We start from the raw sequence: 26257 nt of genomic DNA, 5'->3' as shown, positions 1-26257 counted from the left end.
AACCCGCTGCCTCACTCCGGCACGCCAGCTTTTCGCAGGCCGTCCAGATAGGCGCTCATCAGGCGCGCGTCGTAAATTGGTACCCGACGACGTAAAGTATCAAGGGTTACGCTGGGTTCGAGCTGCAGGAGATGCTCGACCGTTTCATGCGCTTCGCGCGGGCGGCCGAGTTCCGCCAGACACACTGCATGAAATCGCAGGGCGGGCGCAAAGCCTGGCCTGGCCCGAAGGGCGCGGGTCGTCCATTGAAGAGCTTCGTCGAAGCGCGCTGCGAGCATGTAGGCGCAACCGAGCGCCGACATGGTGAAGAAGGCCTCGGGATCGAAAGGGCTCAGCCGCAGTGCCTTCAGCAACGGGCGCATGGCCTCGTCCAGGTGCCCGGTCGTTGCGAGAGCCTGTCCTTGAAAGGTGAGAGCCTGCACGCAATTGGCGTTCGCGGCGAGCGACCGGTCAAAAAGTTCGAGGGCACCCTCGGGATCAACACGCAGCTGCCACATTACGAAGCCGACCATCCACTGCACGTACGGATCATCGGCGCCGTCCTGAAGAGCCTCCCGCCCGAGCCGGATTGCCGTCTCCCGCTGCTCCTGTAGCGCAAGGCTCAACCCCTGAGCACTGCACCAAGCGTAACACCGTGCCACGAAGGCCTTTGCCACGGCAAAGTTCGCGTCGATGCCGATCGCCTCCTTGAGAAGAGCGACGGCTCTATCAAGCCCCTCACCCGTCAACGCGTAAAAGTGCGGCAGTGCCCTCAGGTAGTAGTCATAGGCGTCCAGCCGGTCGGTGGGCTTGTTGCTGGCTCGTTCAATCTCGGCCTGGAACAGAGATGGCCCTACCGCTGCCACAACGCTCGCCGTCATCTGGTCCTGCAGGTCGAAAACATCGGCGAGCTCACCATCAAAGGAATCCGCCCAGATATGCTGTCCGGTCTCTGCCTGGATGAGCTGCCCGGTCAAGCGAACGCGGCTGCCCGCCCTGCGCACGCTGCCCTCGACCACATATCGGACGCCAAGCTCGCGCCCGACCTGCCGGACATCCACGGCCTTCCCTTTGTAGGTGAAGCTTGAGTTCCGCGCGATCACAAAGAACGATTTTACCCGAGCAAGCTTCGTCGTGATGTCTTCTACGATACCATCGGCAAAGTAGTCCTGGTCCGGATCGCCACTCATGTTCTGGAATGGAAGTACGGCGATCGACGGTTTCGTCGGGAGCGGCAGCGGCGCCGGCGCTGTCCCAAATGCAGAACCAACCGTGGTCGATGCCGTTCCGATCGAAAAGACCCGCATTGGTCGCGGTACATCCTTCAGCTCCCTTTCGCCCAGGTCAACAAAGCCATGCTGAAGCTTGGCCTGGACCTCGTGATACGCGTCTTCCGACAAGCAGAGGCACCCAGCCTCGCAAATTCTCTCCAGCCGCGCGGTGATGCCCACGGCCTCTCCCCTCAGCGTCCCGTCGTCCGCTTCGACCACGTTGCCTACGTGGATGCCCATCCGGAATTCGAAGCGTCGCTCGCTGGGTAGACCGGCGTTGCGCTCCAGCATGCCTGTCTGCACCTCGACCGCGGATCGCACCGCATCCTCAACACTTGGGAATTCGAACACCGCGCCATCCCCTGTGCGGATCACGGCGCGCCCATGATGCCCCGAGATAGCCGGGTCTATCAGGTCGGCTCGCAAGTTTCGCAATCGGGTCAAGGTGCGTTCCTCGTCGACCCTTACCATTCTGGCATAGTCGGCGATGTTGGCAGCCAAGATCACGGCAATCTTGTGCGTCCCATCCACGCAGCGTTCAGCGCATTCGCGCTGGTGACGTTCAATCGGGATGCCGACCTCTTCGCGAGCGGGCGCCACGAACCGTATGCCCTTCTTTGGCAGAGTACGGATCAGTCGCTGTTGTTCGCCATCATCGCCGATGGCCGATCGAGCAGCCGAGATGCGGCTGCTCAGCGTAGCGTCCGAGACAATCCGCCCCTTCCAGATCGAGTTGAAGAGATCGTCCCGCGTGACCACGCGATCGCGATTTTGAAGCAAGTACTCAAGAAGATCGAAGACCTGTGGCTCGACGCGAACCAGCCCTGTGCTTCCGCGCAATTCGCGCCGGTCAGTATCCAGCACAAACTCGCCGAAGACATACAACAAGATTGAGCCTCCCTCGCGAGACGGCAGTCTATCACAGGCGAACCCTGAAAAAATCAAGGAAATCTCAAGATAAAATCACGGTCGCCTGCAAGCGGGGCGTGTTGCCGCCTGTCATCCTCTGGCCTGTCAAAGAACGCTCATCCAGGTGGATCGAGCATACCGAGGAGAGACCATCATGCCTGCAACCGCATCCACGATCACAGCATCGCCGACACGGCGTCAATTTCTTGCGACGACGGCTGCCGTCGGAGCCATCAGCCTGCTGGAGGTCGCAACCGAGATTGCCGAAGAAATCCGTGGACAGATCAAGACGCGGACCGGACTGACGGCGTCCGCCGGCGTTTCCTACAACAAGTTTCTGGCCAAGATGGCGTCTGACCAGCGCAAGCCCGATGGTCTCTTCGTCATCACGCCGAAAAATGGCCCGGCCTTCGTCGAGGCCTTGCCGGTCAAGAAGTTCCATGGCGTCGGGCCGGCGACGGCCGAGCGCATGCACAGGCTCGGCATAGAAACGGGAGCCGACCTCAGAACGCGCGACCTTGCCTTTCTGCAGCAGCACTTCGGAAAATCAGGGCCTTATTTCTACTGGATCGCCCGTGGTGTCGACGAACGGCAGGTCAAACCTGACCGGGTGCGCAAGTCGATCGGCGCGGAAGATACCTTCTCCATCGACGTCCACGATTTCGAAACGGCACGCGCGGGACTTCAGCCGCTAATCGAGAAGGTCTGGCGCTGTTGCGAGGTGAACCGCATTCACGCAAAAACGGTAACGTTGAAGGTGAAATGGGGAGACTTCACGCAGATCACCCGGAGCAAGACGGTCACCGCCCCGATCGCAAGCGCTGGCGAACTCGCCGCCGTCTCCACGCTCCTGCTCTCACCGCTTTTCCCGGTCACAAAAGGCATTCGGCTTTTGGGCGTGTCGCTGTCATCGCTCGACAGCACGACCGTCGAAGACAAGCCTCAACTCGCGCTCGCGATTTGAGCTTGCCCGGCCGTGCGCCCCGACCCCAATGTCGCTCTTTTGACATGTTGTGCGGCATATCCTTGATGAGGACTTTGCCAGATTGCTGCGGGCACGAACCGTGAAACGTCAGAAACCTCCCACACTGAAATCACCACGAGAGAAAACCGGCCCGGTTCCGGCGCGCGATCGAGAGGTATCAAAGGCCGATGAGATCAACGCTCTCCTCACACGGCCGATCGCGATCCTTCCGATAAAGGTAGGTGACCCGATCCGGCCATTTGCCTTGGGCCTATGGAATGAGATCCGGTGCCTTTTGAAGCCGGAGATCAGCGTATCGACGCTGCGAAAGGCGACGGGGGCCTATATTCATTCCAGAAGCTATCAGATCGCAGTCGCGCGCCAGGATTCATCCCGTCATGACATCAACGGCGTGCCGATAGACCTCGTCTCCGACGCCGATCGACTGGACGCCCAGCAGAGGTACGAAAGCTTGCGGGGGCGTGATGGAAAAGCCAAGTCAGGCGCGCACCTCCTTCTTCCTGCGCCGCCGTCGAAAACCGAAATGATCCGTGCGGCGCTTCTTGAAAGACGTCGGTCTCCCGGCAAGGCCGTATAAGCTCAACGGTCGGGCTCAAGGAAGGCTCACGCAGCCCTGAAGCGGTCGAAAGCCGTCAGGTGCTTGACAGGCGGATCGGCCTCATCCCAGCGATAGATATCCGAGCGCAGGTATCGAAGCTCGTCCTCGAGCGCATCCTCTCCAACTTCGATCCACCATGATTTCGGGCGCCCGTCGCTGCCGTCTGACCAGCGATAGCCGCGCGCCTTCAGATGGTCCTTCATGTCGAATGGGCTGTTTTCCGCAAACACACGAACGCGCGATCGCTGGCTTGCCTCATAGAGTTCGGCAAACGGCTTCCGGCTCGCGCCGTCCTCGCCCTTTGCCAGGACCTCGAGCAGCGCGAAGCAGTCGTCTACGGCTCGATGTCCGTCGTGGAAGTAACCAGCCTGCCCGATCAGGTAGCCGAGCTTGGTGCCTTCGAAGCCGCGGGACGCCCAGTCGATTTCGGAGACCGAGCAAGCCCAGGCCTTACCCGCAAAGATCGAAGAAAATGCCTCGCAGAACGGCCGATCGAACCCGGCGTTGTGTGCGATGATGAGATCCGCCGGTTCAAGGATCGTACGCAACGCCTGAATATCGATCATCTGGTCAACGACCATGGCATCGGTAATGCCGGTCAGGCGCGTGACCTCAGCCGGGATAGGAACGCCTGGTTGCTGCAGCCCTCCATAAACCCCGGTCACGTCGCCGATGTTGCCGGCCTCGTCAAACGTGAACGCGATGGTTCCGATCTCGATGATCTCGTCCTTGCGGTGGTTGAGGCCGGTCGTTTCCGTGTCGAGGATGACGCCTCTCAAGGGAAACTCGGGACGCAACGCTGTCGCAATGGGGCGAGGCTCGAGCTTTGTGAGTATCCGAAACCGGCCTGTAGCGCGAAGGTGCCGGACCATCTCCTCATCGCTGAGACCGGTTGAAGCCTGTCGCTTCATGCTCGATGGACGGGCGACCTTTGACGGATCCGTATCATCGGAAACAAATAGGTCGAACTGTTGCTTCATGCGCTCTCTCGAACTCGTTTCCGAACCTGTTCCCCGAATCCATTGCTCGGGTGTCCCCAATAAGCCATACGCCTGAACGACCTTAAGGGGAAATTGTGCAAACGATAGAAAGCAGCGTTCACAGCGGCTTTGCACAGTAAGAATGCTTGCGTTCCCCGGATCTCGAATTCAGGAGACCAAGGGCAAACGGGCGTCCGGAATTTCCGCCAGGCGGTAGGAAAGCAGGAAAGAGCGAGCCCGGCGCAAAGCGATGAGGCTCCGTTCGTTTCGAACTGACTTCGCCCCGAGCCAGACAAGCACGCAAGACGCATGCCCCGGCGATTTCGACCTCAATTCTCCCGCATGGACCTTCGGAACGTTCGCGCGAGCGGCTCGCCGATATAGGCAAGCATTGTTCGACTGCCGGTACGGATCATCACTTCGCTGGTCATGCCAGGGAGCAACTTGCGGCCGGCAAGCTTATCGAGCTCTTGCTCGTCGACCACGATTTTTGCCGTGAAGTAGCCGGCACCCGTTCTGTCGTCGGTCAGGCGATCGGCCGACACAAGCTCAACGAGGCCCTCGAGCGGGGGCATGTCGTAGCGTGCAAAGGCCGATATTCTGACATGTGCGGTCTGGCCGACTACGATGGTGTCGACGTCTTCCGGACGAACCATAGCCTCGACAACCAGTTTCTGGCCGGCGGGCACGATCGACAATATCGGCTCGCCGGGGCGCACGACCCCGCCGGTCGTGTGCACCTGCAATCCCATGACGACACCGTCGACGGGCGCTCGGATATCAACACGAGCAAGCACGTCCTCGGCTGCGCGCAACTGCTGCTGAAGATCGAAAAGTTCGGTTTCGACCTTGCTGAGTTCGGCCACCGCCTCGTTCAGTCGCGTCGTGGAGAGGTTCATGATCTGCTGTTCGATCTCCGCCATCGACTCCCGGATACGCGCGATTGCAGCGATATTGGTCGCACGCTCCCCTTTCAGTTCCCCCTGGCGCCGGCGCAACTGGAGGTGCCGCTCGCGGGTGGCAAGGCCCTTCTTCGACAGCTTTTCGAGATCAGCCGCCTCCGTTTCGATGGAGACCATCACCTGGTCCTGTGCGGCGACCATGTCTTCGAGACCTTTGATCTCGTTTTCGCTCTGCAGGATGCGCTGATGCAGGATGCCGGTTTCGTTGCTGAGCGCGAGGCGGCGCGCCAGAAAGACCTCATTCTGCACTGCGACCGCCTCTCGGGCGGCCGAAGAGGACGAAGGCGTCAGAAGCTCCTGTTCGAAGGCAACCTCGTCTTTTCCATCCCGCTCGGCCCGTAGTCGCGCAGCCGACGCCTTGCGGGACATGACACGGTTCTTAAGGAGCTCCAGATGCGCGGCTGCCTGTGTGTCATCCAGCTTGACCAGGACCTGGCCGCTTTTGACGTGTTCGCCATCGGCGACCTTCAGCTGCGAAACGATGCCGCCTTCGAGATGCTGGATCACCTTGCGCTCGCCCTCGACCTTGACGACGCCTTGCGTGACTGCCGCGCTGTCGAGAGGCGCCAGCGCCGCCCAGCCGCCGAAGATGCCAAAGAATGCGAGGATCACCACACCCCCGGTCGCAATCGCGGGCTTTAGCCGTGGCTGAAGCCGTAGGTCATCCAAGACTGTGGTTGCCGTGGTATCGCCTCGACCAAGGGCCATCATCTTTGCAATCATGCGCTCACGATCCCCAGTCGCGGTGCGGGTGTTGCGGCTCGCGCACGCTCTTCCATTGCACGGAACACATCATTGCGCGGACCGAAGAGATCGACCTGACCGCGCTGAAGCACGAGAACCTTGTCGACGCTCTCCATCATGTTTGAGCGGTGGGTGATCAGAACGACCGTTCTTCCAGCAGCCTTCAGCCTTTGGAGCGCATTGCTCAGCGCCTGTTCACCGTCACGGTCGAGGTTCGAATTTGGCTCGTCCAGAAGCAGGAAAGAAGGGTCGCGATAGAGCGCACGCGCAAGTGCGATCCGTTGGCGCTGGCCGCCCGAAAGCGCCGCGCCCGCCTCTCCGATCTCTGTGTGGTAGCCTTTGGGAAGCCCTTTGATGAGCTCGTGGACCCCGGCCTCATGCGCAGCGCGCAAAACTTCGCGGAAGGATTGCTCATTGAGTTCCTGAAACCGGGCGATGTTTTCGGCGACGGTTCCGGAGAAAAGTTCGATTTCCTGCGGTAGGTAGCCGACATGCTGGCCGCGATCGGCGGCGGCCCATTGCGCAACATCCATGCCACCGAGGAGCACCCGGCCGTGGGCGGCCGTAGAAGCTCCCATGATGAGCCTCGCCAGGCTGGTCTTGCCCGCCGCAGACGGCCCAATGACCGCAAGCACTTCGCCGGGCTCGAGCTGGAAGCTCACACCCTTCAGTATTGGTTCTCCGCCGCCTTCGCGCGCAACGATGAGGTTTTCGACGACAAGCCTCCCCTCGGGCCGCGGCAAAGGCAGAATGGGAGCCTCGTCGCGCCGAGCGCCAGCCACTGCCGACAGTCGTTGATAGGCAGATCTTGCACTCACGATCGCCTTCCATGTGCCGATCGCCTGCTCGACGGGCGCAAGCGCCCGGCCCATCAGGATGGATGCCGCCACCATTGCGCCGGGAGACGCTTCAGCGTGCACGACGAGATAGGCTCCAAGCCCGAGAACACCGACCTGCAGGCCGAGACGCAGGAAGCGTGCCGCCGCGGCAAGGGCGGCCGAACGGAGGCTTGCGGTCGCCTGCCCCTCAGCCGCGGCCTTTTGCAAGGGCTTCCAGCTGGACATCATCGCCTGCAGCATTCCCATCGCCTGTATGGCCTCGGCGTTTCGGATTGCTGCTTCCGCTTGCGCATAGGCTTTGCTTTGAGCGCTGCTCGCCTGGGCAATCGGCTGTCGCGTGACGAGCTCGGTGAGGACGGCCAGAGCAAAAAGCGCGATGCCGCCCCCCAAAGCCAACCAGCCAAGCCAAGGGTGCAGAAGGAAGATCGCCGCGAAGAAGATCGGCGCCCAGGGCGCGTCGAGGATCGGGAAGATTGCCGATCCGGTGACGAAGTTCCCGAATTGCTCGAGATCGCGGAGCGTGCGAGCGCCGCCATTGCCCCGCTTTCCCGCCGCCTGTTCGATCGAGGCGGCAAGCAGCACCGGTGACAGGCGCCCGTTCAGCCAGATCCCGGTTGCAATAAGCAGTTGCGATCGCACGGTCTCCAGTATGGCCAGAGCCAGAAGCGCCACAACCGCCATGACGGTGAGTGCCGTCAAGGTTTCAAGGCTGTGGCTCGAAAGCACCCGGTTATAGACCTGCAACATGTAGAGGGCGGCCGTCAGCATCAGGACGTTGATTGTCGCACTGAAAGCAACCAGGGGCCAGGCGGCACGCCGAAGTTCGGCAGTCACCGCCTGGAGGGAAGACTGGTTTGATGCCCCGCTCATCTCTGCTCCTACGAAAACTGGAAATCGCCGGCATTCAAGTTGTCGAGATTGCCGAGCAGCGTGACATTGTCGAGTTCGGTCACGAGGATTGCGCCACCTGCAGCACTGGGATTGGGGTCATAGTAGACCGCTGCGTGCCCCAGATCCGAATTGTGGAGGACGAAGAACGCGCCCGTGGTGATGTTGCCGTAGCTGTTGATCGTGCTCTGGACCGAAGCGTTGGTAACGCTCGCGTCCGTTTTAACGGCAATCTCGGTGCCAGCGACATTGATCGTCGCATTGTTGCCCGACTTGAAGTTGTTGACGGTGAGGTCGTTGTTCCCCACGGAAAACTCGCCCGCTCCGGTCCCCACATCGAAGCGCAGCTTGTCGACGGTCGTTGTATTCGTACCGGCATCGAAATCGGTGACATGGTTCGCCGCGCTACCGAAGTTTCCAAAGTCGAAGGTGTCGTTGCCAATTCCACCGGTAAGAATGTTACTGCCTGAACCGCCGATAAGCCAGTCGTTGCCGCCGCCACCACTTAAGGTGTCGTTTCCGGCGCCGCCGACCAGCACGTCGTGTCCTGAGCCACCGGTGATCGTTATCACGTCATTGTGGTTCAAGCCGAAGGCAATGATCGTTTCGCTGTTGTTGGACAGCGTAGTTGGCTGGTTAAGGCCAGACGTCCCTATCCAGAGGCGGATAGTAGTGCCAATTGACTGATTTCCATGCGAATCTGTCGCCATTACATTGAACGTCATGTCCTGACTATTGAGGTCGCTTGCCAATGTGAGCGCGCCTGTCGTCGGGTTCAGTGTCAGGCCCGTGGTCGTGCCGCCGCCGAAGCTGTAGCTCACGGCATCGCCGTTGGGATCGACGGCAGCGAACGTGCCGAGAAGCGTTCCGGAAGCGAGCTTGTTGCCGTCATCTCCGGAGACTGCACCCGGATTGAAGGCAAAAGTCGGGGCTCCGGGTGCCTGATTGGCCGGCGCATTGACCGTGAGGGCCACCGTGTCGATATCACTTAGGGAGCCATCGGACGATGTAACGGTCAAAGTGTCGGCGCCGCCATAGTTCGTGTCGCTGACGTAGCTCAGCGCAGCCAGCGCAGCATTGACCTGCGTGAGCGTCCCGCTGATGGTCACCGTCGCGGTGGCATTGTTGCTCACGGTCACGCCGCCGGCGGTGCCAACTGTCAGTTTGCCGTGAGCGACAGACACGGTCGTCGACACATTGGCACTGTCGACATCCGCCACAGCAACACCGGCGATCGCACTTGCCGTGTTCGAATTGACAGTCTGCGCCCCCGGCACGGTGTTGGTCGGCGCATCATTGACCGGCGTGATGTCGAGGCTTGCCGTACCGGCAACGCTACCGCCGTGACCGTCCCCGATCGTGTATTTGAATGAGACACCGGTGTCGTCGTTGGCAGCGGGCGTATAGGTCCAGGTGCCGTTGCCATTATCAATGAGCGACCCCTTGCCGGCGTCGATCGTCAGACCGGTTGCCGTCAATGCGTCGCTGTCGACGTCGTTGGCGTTGCCGAGGAGCTCGGCCTGGGTGATCAGCCGTGCGCCACTATCCTCGGCGATTGCCGTCAGGGTGACGGCGGACGTCGCCGGGTTGTCGTTGACTGGCGTGATATTCAGGCTTGCCGTCCCGGCAGCGCTGCCGCCGTGACCGTCCCCGATCGTGTATTTGAACGAGACACCCGTGTCGTCGTTGGCAGCGGGCGTATAGGTCCAGGTGCCATTGCCATGATCAATGAGCGAGCCTTTGCCGCTGTCGATCGCCAGACCGGCCACTGTCAGGGTATCACCGTCGACGTCGTTGGCGTTGACCAGCAACTCCGCTTTCGTGATCAGGCGCCCGCCGCTATCCTCGGCGATTGCCGTCAGGGTGACGGCGGAGGTGGTCGGGTCGTCGTTGACCGGAGTGATGTCGAGGCTTGCCGTGCCGGCGACAGTGCCACCATGACCGTCGTCGATCGTGTAGCTGAAGGACACGCCAGTGTCGTCATCCCGTCCGGCAACTGTGCCGGCAGATTGGCGACCTGCAGCGTCGTGTTGTCATCGACGTCGGTGGCGTTGGCGAGTGCGTCGAGCGTCACCGTCGCTCCACCCTCGGTGGCACCGTCGCTGACCGCACCCGATACCTTCGGCGCATCATTGGTGCCGGTGACGGTCCAGGTGACCGAGGCCGGCGTCGAGGTGATGCCGTCCGACACCGCATAGTTCACCGTCACCGTCGTCGTCTTGCCGTCGGCCAGGTGGTCGTAGGTGGCATGGCTCGGGTCGAGCGTGAAGGAATGGGTGGCKGCGTTATAGCTGACRCCGTCCGGCAACTGTGCCGGCAGATTGGCGACCTGCAGCGTCGTGTTGTCATCGACGTCGGTGGCGTTGGCGAGTGCGTCGAGCGTCACCRTCGCTCCACCCTCGGTGGCACCGTCGCTGACCGCACCCGAAACGGCAGGTGCATCATTGGTGCCGTTGACCGTGACGACGATGTCCTTGCTTGCGGTTCCATCGGCAGACCAGACCGTCAATGTTTCTGTCACGACCTGCCCGGCTTTGAGCCCCTGCGTTGCCTCACGCCCGTTTTCGAGCGTGTAGCTCCACTCACCGGTCGCCGGGTTGAAGGAGAAGTTACCGTAGGTCCCCTTGAGCGCCGCTTCAGACACTGCCTTGAAATGCTTCTCGCCCACATCGACGTCATATACCGCCACCGTTCCGGAGGCGGACGGCGTGCCTTGGTTGTTGTTGTTTGTTCCGCCGGCCTCCGTCACGGCCGCCGTGAACTTTCCGCCTAAGGACGCAGCATCGTTCTGGCCGCCAATGTCCAATGTCACCTTGGCATAGCTGAGCGTTCCGTTTCCCAGCCGGATAGAATAGTAGAACGAGTCCTGGATGTGGTCCGACGCTGTCAGTGAATCGATGCTTCTGGCGCTACCGGGCGTGTTCGAACCGTCATCGAGCCTGAACTCCACTTTTCCATCGTAGATCCGCATCCAGTTTCCGGCCGCGGTTCTCTCCCAGGTCGTGGTGACGTTGCTCTTGAGGAGCTCGGACATCATATCGGAGCCACCATCGTCGACGGACCAAAGCGTTTTTGCCTTCCCGCCGAGATCGTTTGCCATGACATCGAGGGTGATGGTGTTGGTCGTGGAATTGTAGAGACCTGATGACTTCAGCTGATCCTCGGTCCACGCGAAGGCATCTTCCTGCGCCTGCGGTGCATTGCTGAACGACGTCGCGCTTCCACCACCCGTGGTCTGCGTAGCCATGACTTTACCCCTCTCGTCATGCGTACCTCGGTATCCGAGGCGCTTTGGTGTTATGCGATGTAAGCCCGACGGCCCACATTTGAGCCAATGGTTGAGCCAATGGTCATCTCATCCCACCGTTGATTGAAATGCTGATGCGCAGTCCAGACCGCCCCGAAGCACCCATGTTGCTTGTAAAGCGACCGTCCTCGAGCCGCGACGATCTGCTCGCGATCGCCGGATTGGTCGACCATTGGAAGAAGGAGCGACGCTGCAATTCTCGACCGGGTAGAGGTAAGAAAGCTGGCCAGTCTGAGCCGGTGTCTTGCCTCCTGGCACCCTCTCGGGGCGAGAAAAATTCGCGCACGACTGCTCCTATCGGGGCAGCCAAGAAACCAGCCGTCCCCAAACTAATTTCATGAAATTTATGATGGTTTCCTCAGCCGGTTTTTCCCCAACCGGCCTCGGCACCCCCAGTATCCTTAATGAACTCATAACACATTTGATGGATTAGCAAACGGAAGATTTCATTTCGCTAAATTAAAGATTGTGAACAAAGTTAATGGGATGCCGGACTGGAAAGTTGACCTGAAACGGCGCGTATTCGCCGTCTTTGGACCCCACCGGCGTTCGTCGCGACGACGCGCTTGGAAAGACGTTTCGCAGACCTTCGCATTTTTTGGTTCAACCTTCGAAGCGCAACTTGGGGCGATGCGATCGGTACGCAGCCATTAGCGAAACCATGCTCGAAGTTTTCGAGGCCTCGTAGCTGGGTTAGTCGGAAGATCGGTGCCTGTCGCCAATGACTGCAGCCGCAACCTGTCAGCGCGAGCGTCATCCACGAGACGTCTCGCTCGCGTTCCCTCTCTCGTCTAGAACGCCTCTGGCACCTTCGATCGCCACTTCTGCGGCGGCATCGGCGGCGGTCACGAGGTCCTCGACCGATACATGCGCATGAGCGCTGGTAATTGATGCTGTCGAACAGGGCCATGGCGGCAATCGCAAGTGCCGTGACTACCGTTGCCGCTATCCCCTGGTTACACAAGACGCTCGTGAAGGGTGCCGTAGTTCGGTCTCGCAGCCTTACAGGTTCAATGATTTTGGATTGTGAAGTGGGAAGATCGTTGTGGGATTGGACATCCGGAGACCGTTTAAAGGTCGCCGCGACCGGCGACCTTTATCAAAGCGCATCCTAGAACAGTATCGGCTCAATGAAAGCGCTGGCTGTCGTACCAGGCATCAACGTCCTTCTTGGCCTGATCCTTGGCGTATCCATAGCGTTCCTGGATTTTCCCTTCGAGTTGCTCGCGCTTTCCGTTAATTTGATCCAGGTCATCATCGGTCAATTTACCCCATTGTTCTTTGATTTTACCTTTGACCTGCTTCCAGTTACCTTCGACGCGATTCCAATCCATGGTAATTTCTCCACTATTGTTTCCTTCACGGATTGAAAACGGCCCCAGCCCCTCACTTGTTCCCACATTCCAATCGACGATCGGCTCGGAAGGAGGCAGGAACTCAGTCCCGGTTCGTTGCTGACCGGTCGCCGTGTGGTAGTCCGGAGTTTGGAGTTTAGAGACGTGTGTTCGAAAGTGCCCCATGGCCGACAAGACGTCCTCCCGGTACCCGAGCATCAAGGACGAAACATTTTGCTTCACGGCACTCTTTTTGCGACTGCTGCGGTCGAGAACCAGCAGCCTGATGGCACTAGAGCCATAGCTTCATTGGATCAGGCAACGCAGCTCGATTCCGCGGCATCGAGCAAGCCGAAATCGACAGCCGCCCAACCCGCTCCGGGCTAGGCACAGAAAGTTGCGTCGCTAGAAATCGAAATAGACTGTGGTGCCGGACCGACGGTGGTAACGATAGTAGCTGCGATCACGGTAGCCGCCGTAATATCCATACTGGCGCGGATAGCATCTTGCGCTTGCGTAATGACCGCATGAGCGCCAGGCGTAGCGTCTATCCCACCGACGATCCCAACGGCGGTCTGCGTGCCAATGCCGGTGACTGCGGTGTTTTACCAGTTCGACAGTGCCGGTTTGCACTTGCTCGGGTCTCGGCACAAAAATCGGAGCGGCGCTCAGCGGCGAGGCGAAAGACGCAGCTAAACCAATCGCTGCTAAGGGGGATAAGAGCTTTTTCATGGTTGCTTCTCCTCTCTAGCAAATACATTGGACTCATCACCCGTCACCCAACGTCGGTGCGGAACTACCGTTCCGAGGGACAGACTTCAGTCAGCCCCGGCCCCGACCATGGTCTGCCAGGGTGTTAAGACCAAGGTCCGGCCTTCAATCGAAGTGTCAAATCTGATCTGCCTCGATTTTCGTTCTTGATGCACTGCCGGAATGACCCAAGCCCCCCGCCCGCCACAATCGAAACCGCGACCGAGTTGGGAAACGCCGGCTATGCGCACGAGGATGGCCGGGGCAAAGAAGATGCGGTCCCGGATACCTTCACCGGAGATGGCCACATCAGTTGGGGGGCTATGCTGGTAGCCGGAGGAAGAAACCTCATCATCGAGAATCATCGGAAGTATGGACTTATTTCAGCGCGCGCTAAATATCCCAGGGACGGTTGAATGAAAGACTGGCGACGTGTCACCACGATATCTCACCCTTCGGCCCGATGGCGCGGTCTCGGAAACTGTTCTGAACCAGGAAATTGCAGCGGAGCTCGCTACACTCCCGGAAGACCCCTCCCTTTACTTCGACCTCGGTGAAACTTACGTGCTCATCCCGCTCGACAGGCTGGTCAACGCGCGGTCGCGCGAAAAAGGTATCCTCACTGCAAACCGCCGCATGCAAGTGGCGGCGAGAGGCAACCCGGAGAAACGCAAACCTCTGACCGTTCGCGCCCTGGACAATGTGCTTTGGCTCGTTGTGGACGGCAACTCGACTTTGATCAACGCCCGTCATTCGAACTGGCGGGCGATACCTTGCCATACTGAATGAGCACCGGCGGCTCGATCCGCGGCGGGCAGTGCCGGATGCACAGTCGGAGCCGCGTTTGGAGGGGGCGCGCTCCGCGCCAGCTATGGTTTGCTTCACAGTAAGCTTGGAGCCGCACGGACGAGAGCAGGCACCATCAGCAGAAGCTTCAAGTAGACTGCACTGCTGGCGATCAAAGCACAATAAAATGGATGAAAGGCCGCGCTCACCGTAGCCTGGCCGCCCCTATACTCAACAACGACCAGCGCCTGCTTCATACCGGTCAGGGCAGGTTCTTGAATCTGCCTGGCGAGAGCACTGGACGGGTCTTCGCGTATGACGCGCCGGACAGTCATCTAGTCGAGCTTATGGTCGGCGGCGTCTCGTACCTTGTCTCGCCGACCAGCGAGATCGACGTGAGCGCGATGCTGGAAATCTTGAACACGGAGTTCGGGATCAAGCGAATTCTGCTTGAAAGCGGTGCGGTTTCCTCATCGCGCCGGCTTTAGAGGCGCGACGCGGCAGCGACCGCGTGGTGGAATTTGGCGAAGAGGGCCTGGCCGGCAAGATTGAGCTCTCCCTGATCGGAGCCAAGCCGTTGAGCCATGGCGCCGTTCATTTAAGATACAAGATCGTTCGGCCGGACTGATCGAGGGTTGGCGCGACCAACACAGTGGATGGATCACGCCGCAAAATGCCGTCAGCAATCACGATCAGAGCCGCCCGAACGGAAGACATGCCAGTCCTCGGCACGTTCGGCACGCAGCTGACGGCGCTCCATCACCAATGGGACCCCGAGCGCTTCATCGCGACGGGAGCCGGCACGAAGGCTTCCTATGCTCGATGGCTGCAAAGTCAGCTGGAAGCGCCCGATGTCGTGGTCCTCGCAGCCGAACAGGCAGAAGCGATCGTCGGATATGCCTATGCCTCTCTCCAAGGATATGACTACATGGCGCTTCGAGGACCAGCAGGTATCATTCACGATCTCTTTGTGAATCCCGAACATCGCGACCAAGGCGTCGGTCGCATGCTGCTCGACGCGGCGATCGCGGAGCTGCGAGGGCGAGGCGCTAGCCTGATCGTACTCTCGACGGCGCACAGGAACGAGGCAACCCAGCGGCTGTTCGCTACGGCAGGCTTTCGCCCGACAATGGTCGAGATTGCGTTGGATGGGAACGCCTAATTCTGTGGCGCACAGTCTGTAGATCGACAACATTGGAGCACGGAAACGAAGCAACAAACTTCTTGTCATTGGCCACAACCTACAAGGAAATGTTCCCGGATCTGGCAACGATGAAGGGGGTTGGGATCTTTTCTCGCTCGCCGACATGGTGGAACAAGCACCGCGCTCTTCCGTTTCCTTGCCGAGCGGCGAACGCAATTCCCTACGGGGACCCAATGATGGTGAAGTTTGCAAGAAACACCAAGCCGCGTGGACCGTGTCATGGATCGTATTTTTGCAAGGTTCGCGACCGCAATCGCACACGCGACAGGAAGCCCTCTCGCCTTCCTCCTCTGCGTAGTGGCAGTTCTCATGTGGGCGCTGTCAGGTCCCCTGTTCGGTTTCTCCGAGACATGGCAGTTGGTGATCAACACCGGAACAACCATAGTCACCTTCCTCATGGTGTTTCTGATCCAAAATACACAAAACCGCGATGGTGCTGCGCTCCAGGCCAAACTTGACGAAATCATCCTGTTCACGGACGCCGAAAACGATTTCGTCGGAATCGAGAAACTAACCGACAAAGAGCTGGAAGAACTCCATGCTCGATGCGAGAAGGCAGCCCGGCGTTCGAACGCAATTCTACGGAATACACATCACGAAAGAGATGCGAGAAAGCGCCGACCGCAGTAGCCGCCGACGCTTATGACAGATCGTCAGAGCGTAGTTTGGTTTCGGCGAACTTTCGGTCCTTCGCGTGCTCCAGTGACGCCGACGATTCTTCCTCTGGAGCCTGAGGGGTCGTTCGAGGTAATGGTTGGTCGTGCACCAAGCCCCTTCAAGCCCGTCGCTCTTCGACAGTCTCGTGCTCGTACAGCTGATCCATGGTCAAGCTGGCAACATCGGCGAAAGGTGCCTGGCTTTTCACCTGACCGCCACCGAGGATGACGACCTCGTCACAGAACGAGATCGTGCTGCGGTGATGACTGATAACTATCGTCGTGCGGCGTCCCGCTCTCGACTTCAGCGTCTCGACGATAGCCGCCTCCGAAAGCCCGTCGACCGCGTTGGTGGCTTCGTCGAGGAGCAGGATATCCGGATCGCGCACCAGGGCCCTGGCGAGTGCCACCCGTTGCCGCTGCCCCGCCGAGAGGCTGGCGCCTCGATAGCCGACGACGGTTTGATAGCCCTGCGGCAGGGCTTCGATGAAACCATGCGCCTCAGCCATCTTGGCTGCATGTTCCACTTCGAAGTTTGTGGCCTCCCGGCCATAGGTAATGTTCTCCAGGATCGTTCCGTCGACCAGTTCCAAATCCTGGCTCGCAAGCGCGATGCGGCTTCGCCATTGCACCGGGTCGATCCGGCTTAAGGGCACACCGTCGACGAGAATGCTCCCCTCGTCCGGCTCGACGAAACGGCACAGTAGATTGACGATCGTCGTCTTGCCGGCACCGGACCGTCCAACGAGCGCGGTCGAGCAGCCGCCACGGATTTCGAATGCCGCCGACTGCAGAACGACGTCGCGGGCACCGGAGTTCGGATAGCGGAAAGTGACGTCATCAAACCGCAGCTGCCGTCGCAATCCGCTGAATGGCTCCCGTCCTTCCGGCGGCCTTGGCTTGCCGGATGGATCTAGGAGCCAGCGCACCTCCTCCAGCGAACCGCTCCAGCCCTGGATCTGGCTCCAGGACATTTGCAGAGCACGCACATGCGGCTGCAGGCGGTAGAGTAGGACTACGAATGCTACGATGACGGGAAAGGAAACGCCGACGGACCAGGCGCCGACGACGACGGCCAGGAAGAGCATGGAGTGAAGGGTCTCGGTCAATGGCGGCAGCAGGCCCTGGCGGGTCTGTAGCGCGAAGGCGGCGCGCCGCACAGCATCCGACGCCCCATCGAACTGGCCCCTTTCCCGCGCCTCCTTGCCGAATATCCGTATCAAGCGGCCGGCGTGAACCAGATGGAGCATGCGAGCCGCCAGTTCGCCGTTGAAAGCGGTGACATCGCGGCTCGGGGCCCTGAGCGTGGCGGAGAGCAAATAATGTAGGAGTTGGATCAGGACGAGGCCGAGCGCCACGAACAAAGTCATCTGCCAGGACAAGAGTAGAAGGAACGCGAGCAGGATGATAGTGGCCGAGCCATTCACCAGCGCCGCAAGCACGGTCTGTACTGCATCGGAGGCCCGCCAGGACTCGCTTGAAATGATATTGAGCAATCGCCCCGGATTCTCTTTCATCAGGAAGGGATAGCCGACTTGTAGGAGTCGAGATGCAAGGGCGCCGCGGATCGAATGCCCCGCATTGCCGTAAATAAATGCCGCAAGCACCGTATTTGCATAAGCCAGGATATTCTTGAGAAAAATCAGGGCAAAGGCGGCAGCCGCAATGACGATCAGCCGTTGACGATCGTCCATGCCGGATCCGACTTGCTGGAAGAGAGCGGAGATGCCGCTCAGCGCTGCCGGGTCCTGATGGCCAGCAATGATGCCGAGCATGGGAATGATGAGGCCGATCCCGACGCCCTCCAGCGCCGCACCGCAAAGGCCGAGGATTATTACGACCGGAAGCAGACGCAGTTGGCCACCCAACGCATCGCGCAGCAGCTGGAGGCTCGGCAGGAGGATACGGAACATGATGGCGCGTCCTCAGCGCTGGAGTTGTTCATTGACCGGCTGCTCGCCTTGGCCCGTTGGGCGCGCGGTAACCACGAGGGCTAGGAACTTGAGCGCGCCAAGCAGGTTCATCAAGGCGATCGGCCAGTGAGAAAGGTGCAAGACGGGGTCGAACCGGGGGCCCCCGAGGATTTCCGCGAAGGCTGACCGGACCGACCAACAGAAATGCCGGAGTAGCCATGGCGCGGTGCGGGCGTGTTTCATACAGAGTGCGCCATTGCCGAAACTGTAGTTGCAATGGAGCGTCTCGATGGTCGCGCGGGCACGGCGGCCGTGGTGATGGAAGACGGTCATATCAGGAACATATTCGACCGGAATGCCGAGACGATGGGCGCGCACAAGATAATCCGTGTCTTCAGCCGATCGCAACGGAGCTCCGGCGCCGAAACGTTCATCGAAAGCACCGATGCGCAGCGCCACCTCGCGATGCATTGTCATATTGCACCCCAGCACGAAACCGCCCGGGTGAACGTCACAGGTCAAGCGTTCGCGTACGTTCGACCTCTTGATCGTGAAGGGCAAATCCTTGGCGTCTCCAAGTTCGACGCGGCCGCCGCGGATGATGCCAGCTTCCCCTCCTGTGTAGTGGCGCTCAAGGTCGCGCAGATAGTTCGCATCGATTTCGCAATCGTCGTCGATGAAAATCAATATGCCGCCCCGGGCGCGTGACATGGCCGCGTTGCGCGCAGCAGCAAGCCCCGGACGACTCTCGACCAGGTGCAGCACAGTCAGCGGCGACCCAGTGATAATCCGAGCAATTCGCTCCGGTGTGTCATCAGTTGATCCGTTGTCAACGACGATCAATTCCCACAAGACGCCAGCATGGAGAGCACAGGCTGCCTCGATCGATCGGATGCAGGTCTCGAGCGCTTCGGCGCGGTCGCGCGTGCAGACGATAAAGCTTGCGAAAGGCGCCGCGTGTGACATGGGCGCCAACGCCGCCGACGTCTCTGCCAGGTTGCTACGTTCCACCGCTGTCCACTTCAGCCCTTCGACGATCATGCTACCGTACCCCCTCGGGTGGAAGCACGCTCGCCGCTGGCACGGAACGCCGGTATCGCGACAAGCTGTCGAGCCGCCTGCTGGCCGCGAGCGAAATGCGGCTGCACCAAGGGGCACGCGCCCCGGTAAAAAGGCCATATCGTTCGCGACGACGGATGAGCCCCCATTTGTCCGTCAGCGTCAAAAACTCGTGGGTGAGTTCCGGCCTCCGTTCGTCGCTGACGAGCTGATAGAGAAAATAGAAAAGGTTCAACGTGCCCGCCTCGTAGCCTGCGCGGGTTCCCGGCGGAAGCACCGAGATCCTATCTTCCAGGGAACGAACGCACCCTGCCGCTTGCCGGATCGTTTCGGACGTTACCGCAAGACCTATGTTGTTCAACGCGCTGGGATCGTCACAAAGACGTTCGCGCTCGAGGTTTTCGGCAACGATCGCAAGATGCGTGCGTCGCATTTGGCGCTTGTGCGTGTTCGTCACGCTATTGCCGTGGATGCGGTATGCGATCAGCGCCTCATCGAGCATCCTCGCTGGAAAGTGGTCGGTGACGCGCCGGAAGAGATCGAAATCCTCCGCATGCACATACTGGTTATCATAGTTCAGCATATCCGGCGGGATGACGTGCCTGTTATAGACAACAGTCGAGTGGATGAAGATTGTAAAAAACTTCGACAACGCCCTGAGGCTTGCCGGCTGATAGATCGGATTGGGGGTGCCACGGATGATGCGGTTGCCAAAGAGTGTATCGATGCCCGTGCCGCAAATTGCGAGTTCCGGCTGCTGCACGAACAACGACACTTGGCGTGATAGCCGCGATGGATAGGAAATGTCGTCCGCATCCATTCGAGCTATGAGATCGCCCTTTGCCAGGGCGAGGCCCTCGTTCAAGGTTGCGATCAGCCCGCGATTTTCCCGCGAAACGATGGTGATGCGAGCGTCTATTTGCTGATAGCGCCGCATGATTTCCAGCGAGCGATCGCGCGAGCCATCGTCGATGACGATGACCTCCAGCCGCTGGTGGTCCTGCCTCAGGATGCTTTCGATCGCCGCTGCGAGATAGGGCTCGGCGTTGTAGACGGGCAGAAGGACGGAAACCAACGGAGTGGTCATGGGCAACCTCGAATATTACTGCAGATCTGACGCTTGAAGCGTCTTTCCTCGGGCACCGGAGGCAACCGCGCCCGGTGGGTAAACCGGGTGCCGCCCCTCGTCCGCTCGCCCACGAGGCCAATCGGCCGTTTGCACCGTGCCCATCGCGATAGCGCCGAAGCTGCTGTCCGGGCGCACATAGGGGAAATGTCGTTTCAGGGCATTGAGCGGCTTCTCGAATGCGAACCAGGAGAGTGTAGCCACGATCAACGTCGCGGAGCCAGCGACAAGCAGGCGTCCAAGCCCCTGCTCGGCAACGTTCAGCGGTATCCACGCTTGCGCGCTGACGACCAGGGCAAGCACGACGGGATGAAGCAGATAAACGCCATAGCTAACGCGCCCGAGAGCCGTCAGCGGCGGAAGTTGAAGCAGTCCGCCGACCCGACCGCCAAAGCCCGTGGATGCGCACCCCACCACCATCGCAAGCGGGATGAGTGGAAAGGCTTCGAGACCGATCCAGACGAGCCAATCAAGCACCGGCCCTGTCGATGTCGATCGACCCCAAAGGAGCACGAGGGACAAGCTGGAAAGCGGCAGCCAACTGACCGTCATCCATCGCGGCCAGGACATCGCTGTCGAACGGTGGACAGCCAGGAGCGCTCCCGCCGCCAGGGCGTCCATCGAGGCGGGAGGCAGCAGATCGCGCGCAAGCGAAGGCTCACCCGTCAGCGGCCAATAGAAGCGGTAGGCCAACGAACAGGCGATAACGCCGACGCAGAACCGCCCAAGCAGATGGCGCGGCGTTAGAAGAACAATCAGTGGCCAGGCAACGTAGAATTGCTCTTCAATGCTGAGACTCCAGATGTGGCAGAGCACCCAAGGTGTCCAGGCGTCTTTCAGCGCGTACCAGAAGTTCGAGAGGTAAAGCGCATGCCAAAGCCAGCCTTCCCTGGCGCCTTCCAGGTTGACCAGCCAAAGGATGCCCAGCATCCCGAAATAGGGTGGAAAGATACGCAAGGCGCGACGCGCGTAGAAAGATTTGAGAGCCGTTGCCGGCTCGAACAGAGCGGCCGAACGGGCGTCAAGGAGTAACCGCGTGATCAGGAAGCCGCTGAGGACAAAAAACAGCCGCACCCCCATGTGTCCCCAATGCGAATCCCCCGCGGCAAAAAAATGCGCATACAGAACCATCGAGACGGCAGCGGCTCGCAATCCGTCCAACTGACGGTCGCGCAAATTCAGCATTGAACATCCCCTCGGAGTTCCGACCCTTGCGGGCCTCGTTCCTTGTGGAGCCAACTCTTTGGTCAGCTACGATTTTTGCCGCGAGGCTGCCATTTGCTTCGAAAGAAGCGTGGAAAGTCTGACAGGTCTCACCATGCGCTGCAGGCGGCCCCCCAAAACTAGGGACGAATAGGGCCAAACTTTGACGGCTTGATCAAAGCGCGCCGGGCCAATTGGATCGGCCGCCGATTAATAATACGGCGACACGCATTCCTGGCGCGGCCCGTAATAGGGCTGGAACGTATTGTCGTAGGCGTTGTACGAACGATAGCGGTCATAGCACCATTGCACGTGGGCAGACGGCGCGTTGGAATAGACCCTGCGGGGTGGCTGCGCGATCGCGCCCCCGATGACCACTCCGGCACCGAATGCGGCCAGCGGGTACCACCACCCGTCACTGTGGCGGCGGTATCCATCGCGACGGTAACGGTAGCCCTCGTAGCCATTGTAATAGCCGTAACGTGGGCCTGCATTGTAGCGGTTGCCGCCGTAGCGGTAGCCGTCGTAGCCGCGCTTGTGCGGCGGGCCGCCGTAGTGACCTGGCTTGTGGTGGACCAACTCGACCGGCTGAGAAGCCAACTGCCCGACCGAAACGGCAGACACGGGCATGGCCTGCACTGAAACCGCCGACAGTGTCGTAGCCGCTGCTACGAGTACTGCACCTACTCTTCTCATACGCTTCCCACTATCAAACAAAGTCCCAGTGAATGGGTTCGTGCCACGAAGGGCTCAATGTGCTCGACACCCAACGCCACTAGCGATCATGAACAATTAGATTCGCAACGAATTTTAAATGGCGTCAGAAGTTCCACCATTGGACCTCAGTCCTATGGCGGCCCGGCAAAGGTCCTAAATCGAAACAGTGTACTCGGAGCAATAAATGTCGAACTCCGGTCGCGACCGCGTTAAAACTGTTGTGGGATGGTGTAGCCGGTTACTTGGTCTGAATTTCTCTCAGGAAAGGTCAAGTTCCCAGCTGCCTCCGGCCATCTGCTGCAGCCAGCGCGCGAAATGCACGACACGCGAATGAGCGAGGCGTTCTCCGGAAATGTCCAACCAGTAGCCGACCGGCCCTGTGACCACCACGGGGGTCAAGCTGTTCGAAAAACAGTCGGCCGTGGAGTGATTGGCGTTCACATGATCGTTCGGGTGGATCGGTGCATAGGTGCCAAAGGCGACGCCGAAATCTCTAGCATTGGCGATGTTGGCCAGGACCTCGTTGATGTCCATGTTGAACGAGATCCCGCCGCCGCCATGGACCGGGAATGCCTCGGGACGGATGCCCGCCAGGAGATCGTCGATCGCCCTGATAGTCGCCTGGCCCATGGCCGCCTCGATCGCGCCGGTCTCGATGTTGGTCCGCGCGGCCGCCTTCTTGACATGCAGCATGACGGCAAGGAGCAAGGGGTAGTCGGCAAACCGCGCGGCACCGTCGAGCGGATAGAGCTCGACTGCCCGCTGCGTCTGGATGCCGTATATGGCCGCCGCTGGCACGGCATGCGCGCCAATGCTGTCAACTTCCTGACGGGTCGGGCCGTGGCCTGCGATCATAAATGCGTTCTCCTCTCCAGTGGGACGCATAGATCGGGTATTCGACCCTGTCTGACAAACGACTATCGCGCAGGGGTCATTCCTAAAACTCATACCCTTCGTGGAAGGATGGCGAAGCGCGCAGGCGTTCCAGCGGTCGCATCCGGCTAGCGTGTAACGCCTTGGCACGGAACGGGCGTCGTGAGCATCTGTGCCAGGAACCGATTTCGGCGGGTTGTGCGACTGGCTCTTAGAATAACTCTGCGAGTGAGACCTGCGAGCCCGAACCGGGGACGTACGCATCACCTTCATATTCGTCTGATACGGTGGACCGGATGCTTCAACTGACGGTCACTGGCAATTCTTCTCGGCGGAAATCGAGGTCTTGCAGGCACATGATGGGCAAACCGCAACAATCATATTTCCACGTCGTCGTTTGCACCTCGCAGGCTGCGGATAAAGCTGTGCTGGTATTTTCCGACCTGAGCGAAAGACAGCTCATCAAACGCTTCGTGATCCCCTATCGCACCGGAGGGAGCGTGAGCATCGGCAAGAAAATCGTCAGGATTTCGGACCTTGTCGCAATCAAGATAACCGAGACGCCTCAGCCCAAGGAAGCCACCCTAAAGGCGATGCAGGAGGGTAGTTTGAGAGCGATCGACGAGCTCAATCAAAACTCCCTTTGGCCGACAACGGCCTGTGAAGCTTTCGGCTGGGATGATGAAGACATCATGCATGCCGACGCTGACGTCACGGAACGCTACATTACCGGCCGTCCAGGACACCCATCTCGTATAGCGCGCGTGTTCCACAGCCGAGGCATGAAAGTCGCGGCGGGCACACTCGCCTTCCTGACTGCCGGCCTATGGCTCGGCTTGTGATGTGCCTTGCTGAGTGGATGAATGACCATGCCCGCGTGACGCAACGATTCCCCCTAGCCCATTCCGCGCGCGATTTCGGTGATCACGCTGAAGGCGGTATCGGCATCCTCGCGGGTCATCTCGCACTGGCCCGCCTAGAAGTATGGCCATGCGATCATCGACGCGGGTTTGCGACCAGGCGACATGGTTGCGGATCATCGGGCGCAGGCCTTCGAGGCCCTGGTATCGGAGTAGAAACCACGGTTTCAACCCACGGAACCGGCGGCCGAGCGGTGTGGTCCATCTGGAACAGTTGATGATGGTGTCATGGTCGTAGGTTGTGTCAGTAGCGAGAGGTTCCATTCCTTCCGACCTGCGAAGCTCTGCTACCTGCCAGATCTAAGCCTCGTTTCGCGATTGGGCGACCAGTGCCGAGACCGTCCCGCCATTTATGCCTTCACCCCTCGTTTCACTGACGGGCCGCCGGGTCGACGACCGGGGTTGTCACGGTCCCTTTCCCCGCCGGTTCGTCGCAGCGAGCCGCGATAAATTGAGCGCTCTCCCTGGGCAAATGCAGTGTATGATTTCGCCATTCTCGGCAGCGCGATCGGAGGAAGTCGCACTTGTTACGCGTCAGAAACTTGAAGTGAAGCTGCGTGAGCATGAGGCGCGTTCGACGCCGAGCGCGGATCAGGCTGAGGCAGTCCCACCTTTAGGATGGCCTGCGCGGCAACAGTGCTTGAGCTGCTTCCCGGATCCACAAGGGCAAGGATCGTTGCCTCGCAGTTGCAGCCTACCGACGATTGGCAGTAGTGCGTAGGACGGAAGCATCCCAGCCAAAAGGATCGCCAACTTTGCAGAAACTCCGGGAATAACCAGCCGGCGGCCCGCTTTGAACCCGCGCCAGGCAGCGGCTGCCACATAATCGGGGCTGGCTTTCGGCAAAACCTTGAATAGCGCAGCCCTGTTGGCTCCAGATTTTTCGAGGAATTCGGTCGACACCGGTCCCGGCGCCACGCAGGTCACAGTTACCCCTGTCTTTCGCGTCTCCTGGTACAGGGCCTCTGAGAAGGAGTGCACAAACGCCTTGCTCGCATAATACATCGCCATGTAGGGGCCAGGGGTAAAGCTGGCCACAGAGGCCATGTTGATGACGCCCCCACGGCGTCTTTCGACCATGCCCGGCAACACGCGCAGTGTCATTTCAGCAAGAGCGCGCATATTGACGTCGATCATTCCCAGCTGGTCGCCAATTGGCAACGATGTGGCCGCACCTCGCAAGCCGAAGCCGGCGCTATTGACAAGAACGTCGCAGACGAGACCCTGGCGCGAAAGGAACTCTTCAAGATTGGTCGAAGCATCGCGAGATGTAAGATCAAGCGGGAGGCAGAATGCTTGGCCGCCCGCCTGTTTGATTGAGGATTCCACGACGTGGAGACCCTCGATGGATCGCGCAACGAGGACCACCGGCGCGTCGTCTCGTGCGGCAAGTTCGGCTATCGCTCTGCCTATCCCCCGGGACGCTCCGACGACAACAACTGCCGGTCGTTGAAGATGATGCGACGTCATGCCGAGGGCTCCCGCGCCGCAATCGTAGAGTGTTCGACCGCAGAAAGACTGGCCACCTCGTTTGCGATCTCTCCGTTCAAGATTTCCTCAAAGCGCAGGAGGGCGCGCGCGACATTTGCGCCGTCCATGACGCGGTGATCGTAGTGAATACGCACAGTGACCGATCCGTCTTCACCGATCGGGCCATAGTTGAAGATCGTCGTCAAAGGTGTCAGGGGATTGAGCGACTCCGCACCCAGCCCGGAGTAGACCGACAACTGGAAGGTGCCGAACCGGTGACCCCGTTGGCGACCCATATTGAGGCTGAGCCACATCATCAGCCGCCGCAGCGGCGCCGGAAAACGTGCAATCTTCAGCGCTCGACGGAACTCCCTAATCTCAAGAACGGGGCGGGACCGAGCTTCCTGGAGCAGGGCGCTCAACTCCGGGATCGACCGCCGTTCGGGCGTCTTGATCGTACTGAGAAGCACAACCCGCTCACCTTGGTATTCCCGCTCGTGCGCCACGGACGCGACACTTCCCGGGTATTCATAAAGTTGCGGTCTCGGCAACTTGACATAGGCCCGGCGGAACTCCGGTATCTCTTTGCACAGGAGCCCGTAGCCCTTCAAGAACAGCACCATCCAAGAGGGGCGTTCCGATTGGCTCGTTCTGGCTTCCAGTAGCGCGCTGAGACGCATCTGTCGCTGTACTGTGACCCGTGGCACGCCGATCGAAAATCGCATGAGATCCCCGACAAGGCGGCGTGCCGCAGAAAGCTTGACCGGTCGGCCCCGCATCATGC

The 26257-nt window shown here is 59.9% G+C and carries 22 protein-coding genes and 2 pseudogenes; 7 read left to right on the top strand and 17 right to left on the bottom strand.

The annotated features are described in order from the left end of the window. Positions 1–11 precede the first annotated feature (11 nt). Positions 12–2138, bottom strand: coding sequence for a winged helix-turn-helix domain-containing protein (locus AB4Z53_RS23305; protein ID WP_441597866.1), 2127 nt, complete (start codon positions 2136–2138; stop codon positions 12–14). A gap of 262 nt (positions 2139–2400) precedes the next feature. On the opposite strand from AB4Z53_RS23305, the pseudogene AB4Z53_RS23300 reads away from it, so the two are divergent. Together AB4Z53_RS23300 and AB4Z53_RS23295 are read left to right on the top strand one after the other, a co-directional pair. After that, positions 2401–3123, top strand: a pseudogene (locus AB4Z53_RS23300) (DinB/UmuC family translesion DNA polymerase); the annotation flags it as partial. A gap of 100 nt (positions 3124–3223) precedes the next feature. Then, positions 3224–3721 (top strand): ProQ/FINO family protein, encoded by a 498-nt coding sequence (locus AB4Z53_RS23295; RefSeq protein WP_441597865.1) that lies wholly within the window; start codon positions 3224–3226, stop codon positions 3719–3721. A 26-nt stretch (positions 3722–3747) separates the two neighbouring features. Here the strand turns inward: AB4Z53_RS23295 and AB4Z53_RS23290 are convergent, their stop codons facing one another. The 7 genes from AB4Z53_RS23290 to AB4Z53_RS23260 form a co-directional block, all read right to left on the bottom strand. Next, positions 3748–4722 (bottom strand): 3'-5' exonuclease, encoded by a 975-nt coding sequence (locus AB4Z53_RS23290; RefSeq protein WP_441597864.1) that lies wholly within the window; start codon positions 4720–4722, stop codon positions 3748–3750. Between the two features lie 329 nt (positions 4723–5051). Next, positions 5052–6407 (bottom strand): HlyD family type I secretion periplasmic adaptor subunit, encoded by a 1356-nt coding sequence (locus AB4Z53_RS23285; RefSeq protein WP_441597863.1) that lies wholly within the window; start codon positions 6405–6407, stop codon positions 5052–5054. Next, entirely contained in the window at positions 6404–8137 is a 1734-nt protein-coding gene (locus tag AB4Z53_RS23280; protein WP_441597862.1) for a type I secretion system permease/ATPase, read from the bottom strand. The genes AB4Z53_RS23285 and AB4Z53_RS23280 overlap by 4 nt, the downstream gene beginning before the upstream one ends. Before the next feature lie 8 nt (positions 8138–8145). Then, positions 8146–10125: a cadherin-like domain-containing protein gene (locus tag AB4Z53_RS23275; protein WP_441597861.1), complete on the bottom strand. Its 1980-nt coding sequence runs from the start codon at positions 10123–10125 to the stop codon at positions 8146–8148. Further along, entirely contained in the window at positions 10014–11402 is a 1389-nt protein-coding gene (locus AB4Z53_RS23270; protein WP_441597860.1) for a VCBS domain-containing protein, read from the bottom strand. The genes AB4Z53_RS23275 and AB4Z53_RS23270 overlap by 112 nt, the downstream gene beginning before the upstream one ends. Positions 11403–12589: 1187 nt before the next feature. Continuing rightward, entirely contained in the window at positions 12590–12796 is a 207-nt protein-coding gene (locus AB4Z53_RS23265; RefSeq protein ID WP_113537085.1) for a CsbD family protein, read from the bottom strand. Between the two features lie 405 nt (positions 12797–13201). After that, positions 13202–13528 (bottom strand): hypothetical protein, encoded by a 327-nt coding sequence (locus AB4Z53_RS23260; RefSeq protein WP_441597859.1) that lies wholly within the window; start codon positions 13526–13528, stop codon positions 13202–13204. A gap of 450 nt (positions 13529–13978) precedes the next feature. Between AB4Z53_RS23260 and AB4Z53_RS23255 the strand changes: the two genes are divergently transcribed. From AB4Z53_RS23255 to AB4Z53_RS23240, 4 genes are all read left to right on the top strand, one after another. Beyond that, positions 13979–14335, top strand: a complete 357-nt coding sequence (locus tag AB4Z53_RS23255) for a hypothetical protein (RefSeq protein ID WP_441597858.1) — start codon at positions 13979–13981, stop codon at positions 14333–14335. 188 nt (positions 14336–14523) lie between these two features. Further along, complete coding sequence (locus AB4Z53_RS23250) at positions 14524–14820, top strand: hypothetical protein (RefSeq protein WP_441597857.1); 297 nt, start codon at positions 14524–14526, stop codon at positions 14818–14820. A gap of 185 nt (positions 14821–15005) precedes the next feature. Beyond that, a complete protein-coding gene (locus tag AB4Z53_RS23245; RefSeq protein WP_441597856.1) occupies positions 15006–15494 on the top strand; it encodes a GNAT family N-acetyltransferase in 489 nt (162 codons plus the stop codon). A gap of 261 nt (positions 15495–15755) precedes the next feature. Then, positions 15756–16166 (top strand): low affinity iron permease family protein, encoded by a 411-nt coding sequence (locus AB4Z53_RS23240; RefSeq protein ID WP_441597855.1) that lies wholly within the window; start codon positions 15756–15758, stop codon positions 16164–16166. Between the two features lie 145 nt (positions 16167–16311). Here AB4Z53_RS23240 and AB4Z53_RS23235 read toward each other — a convergent pair whose 3' ends face one another. The 6 genes from AB4Z53_RS23235 to AB4Z53_RS23210 form a co-directional block, all read right to left on the bottom strand. Continuing rightward, positions 16312–18105 (bottom strand): ABC transporter ATP-binding protein, encoded by a 1794-nt coding sequence (locus AB4Z53_RS23235; RefSeq protein WP_441597854.1) that lies wholly within the window; start codon positions 18103–18105, stop codon positions 16312–16314. 12 nt (positions 18106–18117) lie between these two features. After that, positions 18118–19071, bottom strand: coding sequence for a glycosyltransferase (locus AB4Z53_RS23230; RefSeq protein WP_441597903.1), 954 nt, complete (start codon positions 19069–19071; stop codon positions 18118–18120). A 76-nt stretch (positions 19072–19147) separates the two neighbouring features. Then, on the bottom strand, positions 19148–20251 hold the full coding sequence (locus AB4Z53_RS23225; RefSeq protein ID WP_441597853.1) for a glycosyltransferase family 2 protein: 1104 nt from the start codon (positions 20249–20251) through the stop codon (positions 19148–19150). Between the two features lie 15 nt (positions 20252–20266). Next, complete coding sequence (locus tag AB4Z53_RS23220; protein WP_441597852.1) at positions 20267–21475, bottom strand: acyltransferase family protein; 1209 nt, start codon at positions 21473–21475, stop codon at positions 20267–20269. A 228-nt stretch (positions 21476–21703) separates the two neighbouring features. Next, a complete protein-coding gene (locus AB4Z53_RS23215) occupies positions 21704–22189 on the bottom strand; it encodes a BA14K family protein (protein ID WP_441597851.1) in 486 nt (161 codons plus the stop codon). 279 nt (positions 22190–22468) lie between these two features. Continuing rightward, entirely contained in the window at positions 22469–23065 is a 597-nt protein-coding gene (locus AB4Z53_RS23210) for a lyase family protein (protein WP_441597850.1), read from the bottom strand. A gap of 374 nt (positions 23066–23439) precedes the next feature. Between AB4Z53_RS23210 and AB4Z53_RS23205 the strand changes: the two genes are divergently transcribed. Beyond that, positions 23440–23925 carry a hypothetical protein gene (locus AB4Z53_RS23205; RefSeq protein WP_441597849.1) on the top strand — a complete coding sequence of 162 codons (486 nt, stop codon included), beginning with the start codon at positions 23440–23442 and terminating at the stop codon, positions 23923–23925. 53 nt (positions 23926–23978) lie between these two features. On the opposite strand, the pseudogene AB4Z53_RS23200 reads toward AB4Z53_RS23205, so the two are convergent. The 3 genes and pseudogenes from AB4Z53_RS23200 to AB4Z53_RS23190 form a co-directional block, all read right to left on the bottom strand. Continuing rightward, a pseudogene (locus AB4Z53_RS23200) lies at positions 23979–24243 on the bottom strand (pyridoxal-dependent decarboxylase); the annotation flags it as partial. Positions 24244–24594: 351 nt separating this feature from the next. Next, positions 24595–25473, bottom strand: coding sequence for an SDR family NAD(P)-dependent oxidoreductase (locus AB4Z53_RS23195; RefSeq protein ID WP_441597848.1), 879 nt, complete (start codon positions 25471–25473; stop codon positions 24595–24597). Next, the gene (locus AB4Z53_RS23190) at positions 25470–26252 is read right to left on the bottom strand and encodes a hypothetical protein (protein WP_441597902.1); all 783 of its coding nucleotides are present in this window, start codon (positions 26250–26252) and stop codon (positions 25470–25472) included. Before AB4Z53_RS23190 ends, AB4Z53_RS23195 begins: the two co-directional genes overlap by 4 nt. Positions 26253–26257 lie beyond the last annotated feature (5 nt).

Source organism: Ensifer sp. 2TAB8 (assembly GCF_052115125.1).
Lineage (GTDB): Bacteria > Pseudomonadota > Alphaproteobacteria > Rhizobiales > Rhizobiaceae > Ensifer.
Note: the sequence above shows the minus strand (reverse complement) of the source record. Positions and strands in the feature narration are given on the sequence as shown.

Excerpts from the sequence above, each read along its gene's own strand:
- AB4Z53_RS23210 (WP_441597850.1), bottom strand. The coding sequence starts at position 23,065 with ATGATCGCAGGCCACGGCCCGACCCGTCAGGAAGTTGACAGCATTGGC.
- AB4Z53_RS23195 (WP_441597848.1), bottom strand. The coding sequence starts at position 25,473 with ATGACGTCGCATCATCTTCAACGACCGGCAGTTGTTGTCGTCGGAGCG.
- AB4Z53_RS23205 (WP_441597849.1), top strand. The coding sequence starts at position 23,440 with ATGATGGGCAAACCGCAACAATCATATTTCCACGTCGTCGTTTGCACC.
- AB4Z53_RS23240 (WP_441597855.1), top strand. The coding sequence starts at position 15,756 with ATGGATCGTATTTTTGCAAGGTTCGCGACCGCAATCGCACACGCGACA.
- AB4Z53_RS23260 (WP_441597859.1), bottom strand. The coding sequence starts at position 13,528 with ATGAAAAAGCTCTTATCCCCCTTAGCAGCGATTGGTTTAGCTGCGTCT.
- AB4Z53_RS23235 (WP_441597854.1), bottom strand. The coding sequence starts at position 18,105 with ATGTTCCGTATCCTCCTGCCGAGCCTCCAGCTGCTGCGCGATGCGTTG.
- AB4Z53_RS23230 (WP_441597903.1), bottom strand. The coding sequence starts at position 19,071 with ATGTCACACGCGGCGCCTTTCGCAAGCTTTATCGTCTGCACGCGCGAC.
- AB4Z53_RS23265 (WP_113537085.1), bottom strand. The coding sequence starts at position 12,796 with ATGGATTGGAATCGCGTCGAAGGTAACTGGAAGCAGGTCAAAGGTAAA.
- AB4Z53_RS23225 (WP_441597853.1), bottom strand. The coding sequence starts at position 20,251 with ATGACCACTCCGTTGGTTTCCGTCCTTCTGCCCGTCTACAACGCCGAG.
- AB4Z53_RS23290 (WP_441597864.1), bottom strand. The coding sequence starts at position 4,722 with ATGAAGCAACAGTTCGACCTATTTGTTTCCGATGATACGGATCCGTCA.
- AB4Z53_RS23215 (WP_441597851.1), bottom strand. The coding sequence starts at position 22,189 with ATGAGAAGAGTAGGTGCAGTACTCGTAGCAGCGGCTACGACACTGTCG.
- AB4Z53_RS23245 (WP_441597856.1), top strand. The coding sequence starts at position 15,006 with ATGCCGTCAGCAATCACGATCAGAGCCGCCCGAACGGAAGACATGCCA.
- AB4Z53_RS23285 (WP_441597863.1), bottom strand. The coding sequence starts at position 6,407 with ATGATTGCAAAGATGATGGCCCTTGGTCGAGGCGATACCACGGCAACC.
- AB4Z53_RS23250 (WP_441597857.1), top strand. The coding sequence starts at position 14,524 with ATGAAAGGCCGCGCTCACCGTAGCCTGGCCGCCCCTATACTCAACAAC.
- AB4Z53_RS23190 (WP_441597902.1), bottom strand. The coding sequence starts at position 26,252 with ATGCGGGGCCGACCGGTCAAGCTTTCTGCGGCACGCCGCCTTGTCGGG.
- AB4Z53_RS23280 (WP_441597862.1), bottom strand. The coding sequence starts at position 8,137 with ATGAGCGGGGCATCAAACCAGTCTTCCCTCCAGGCGGTGACTGCCGAA.
- AB4Z53_RS23220 (WP_441597852.1), bottom strand. The coding sequence starts at position 21,475 with ATGCTGAATTTGCGCGACCGTCAGTTGGACGGATTGCGAGCCGCTGCC.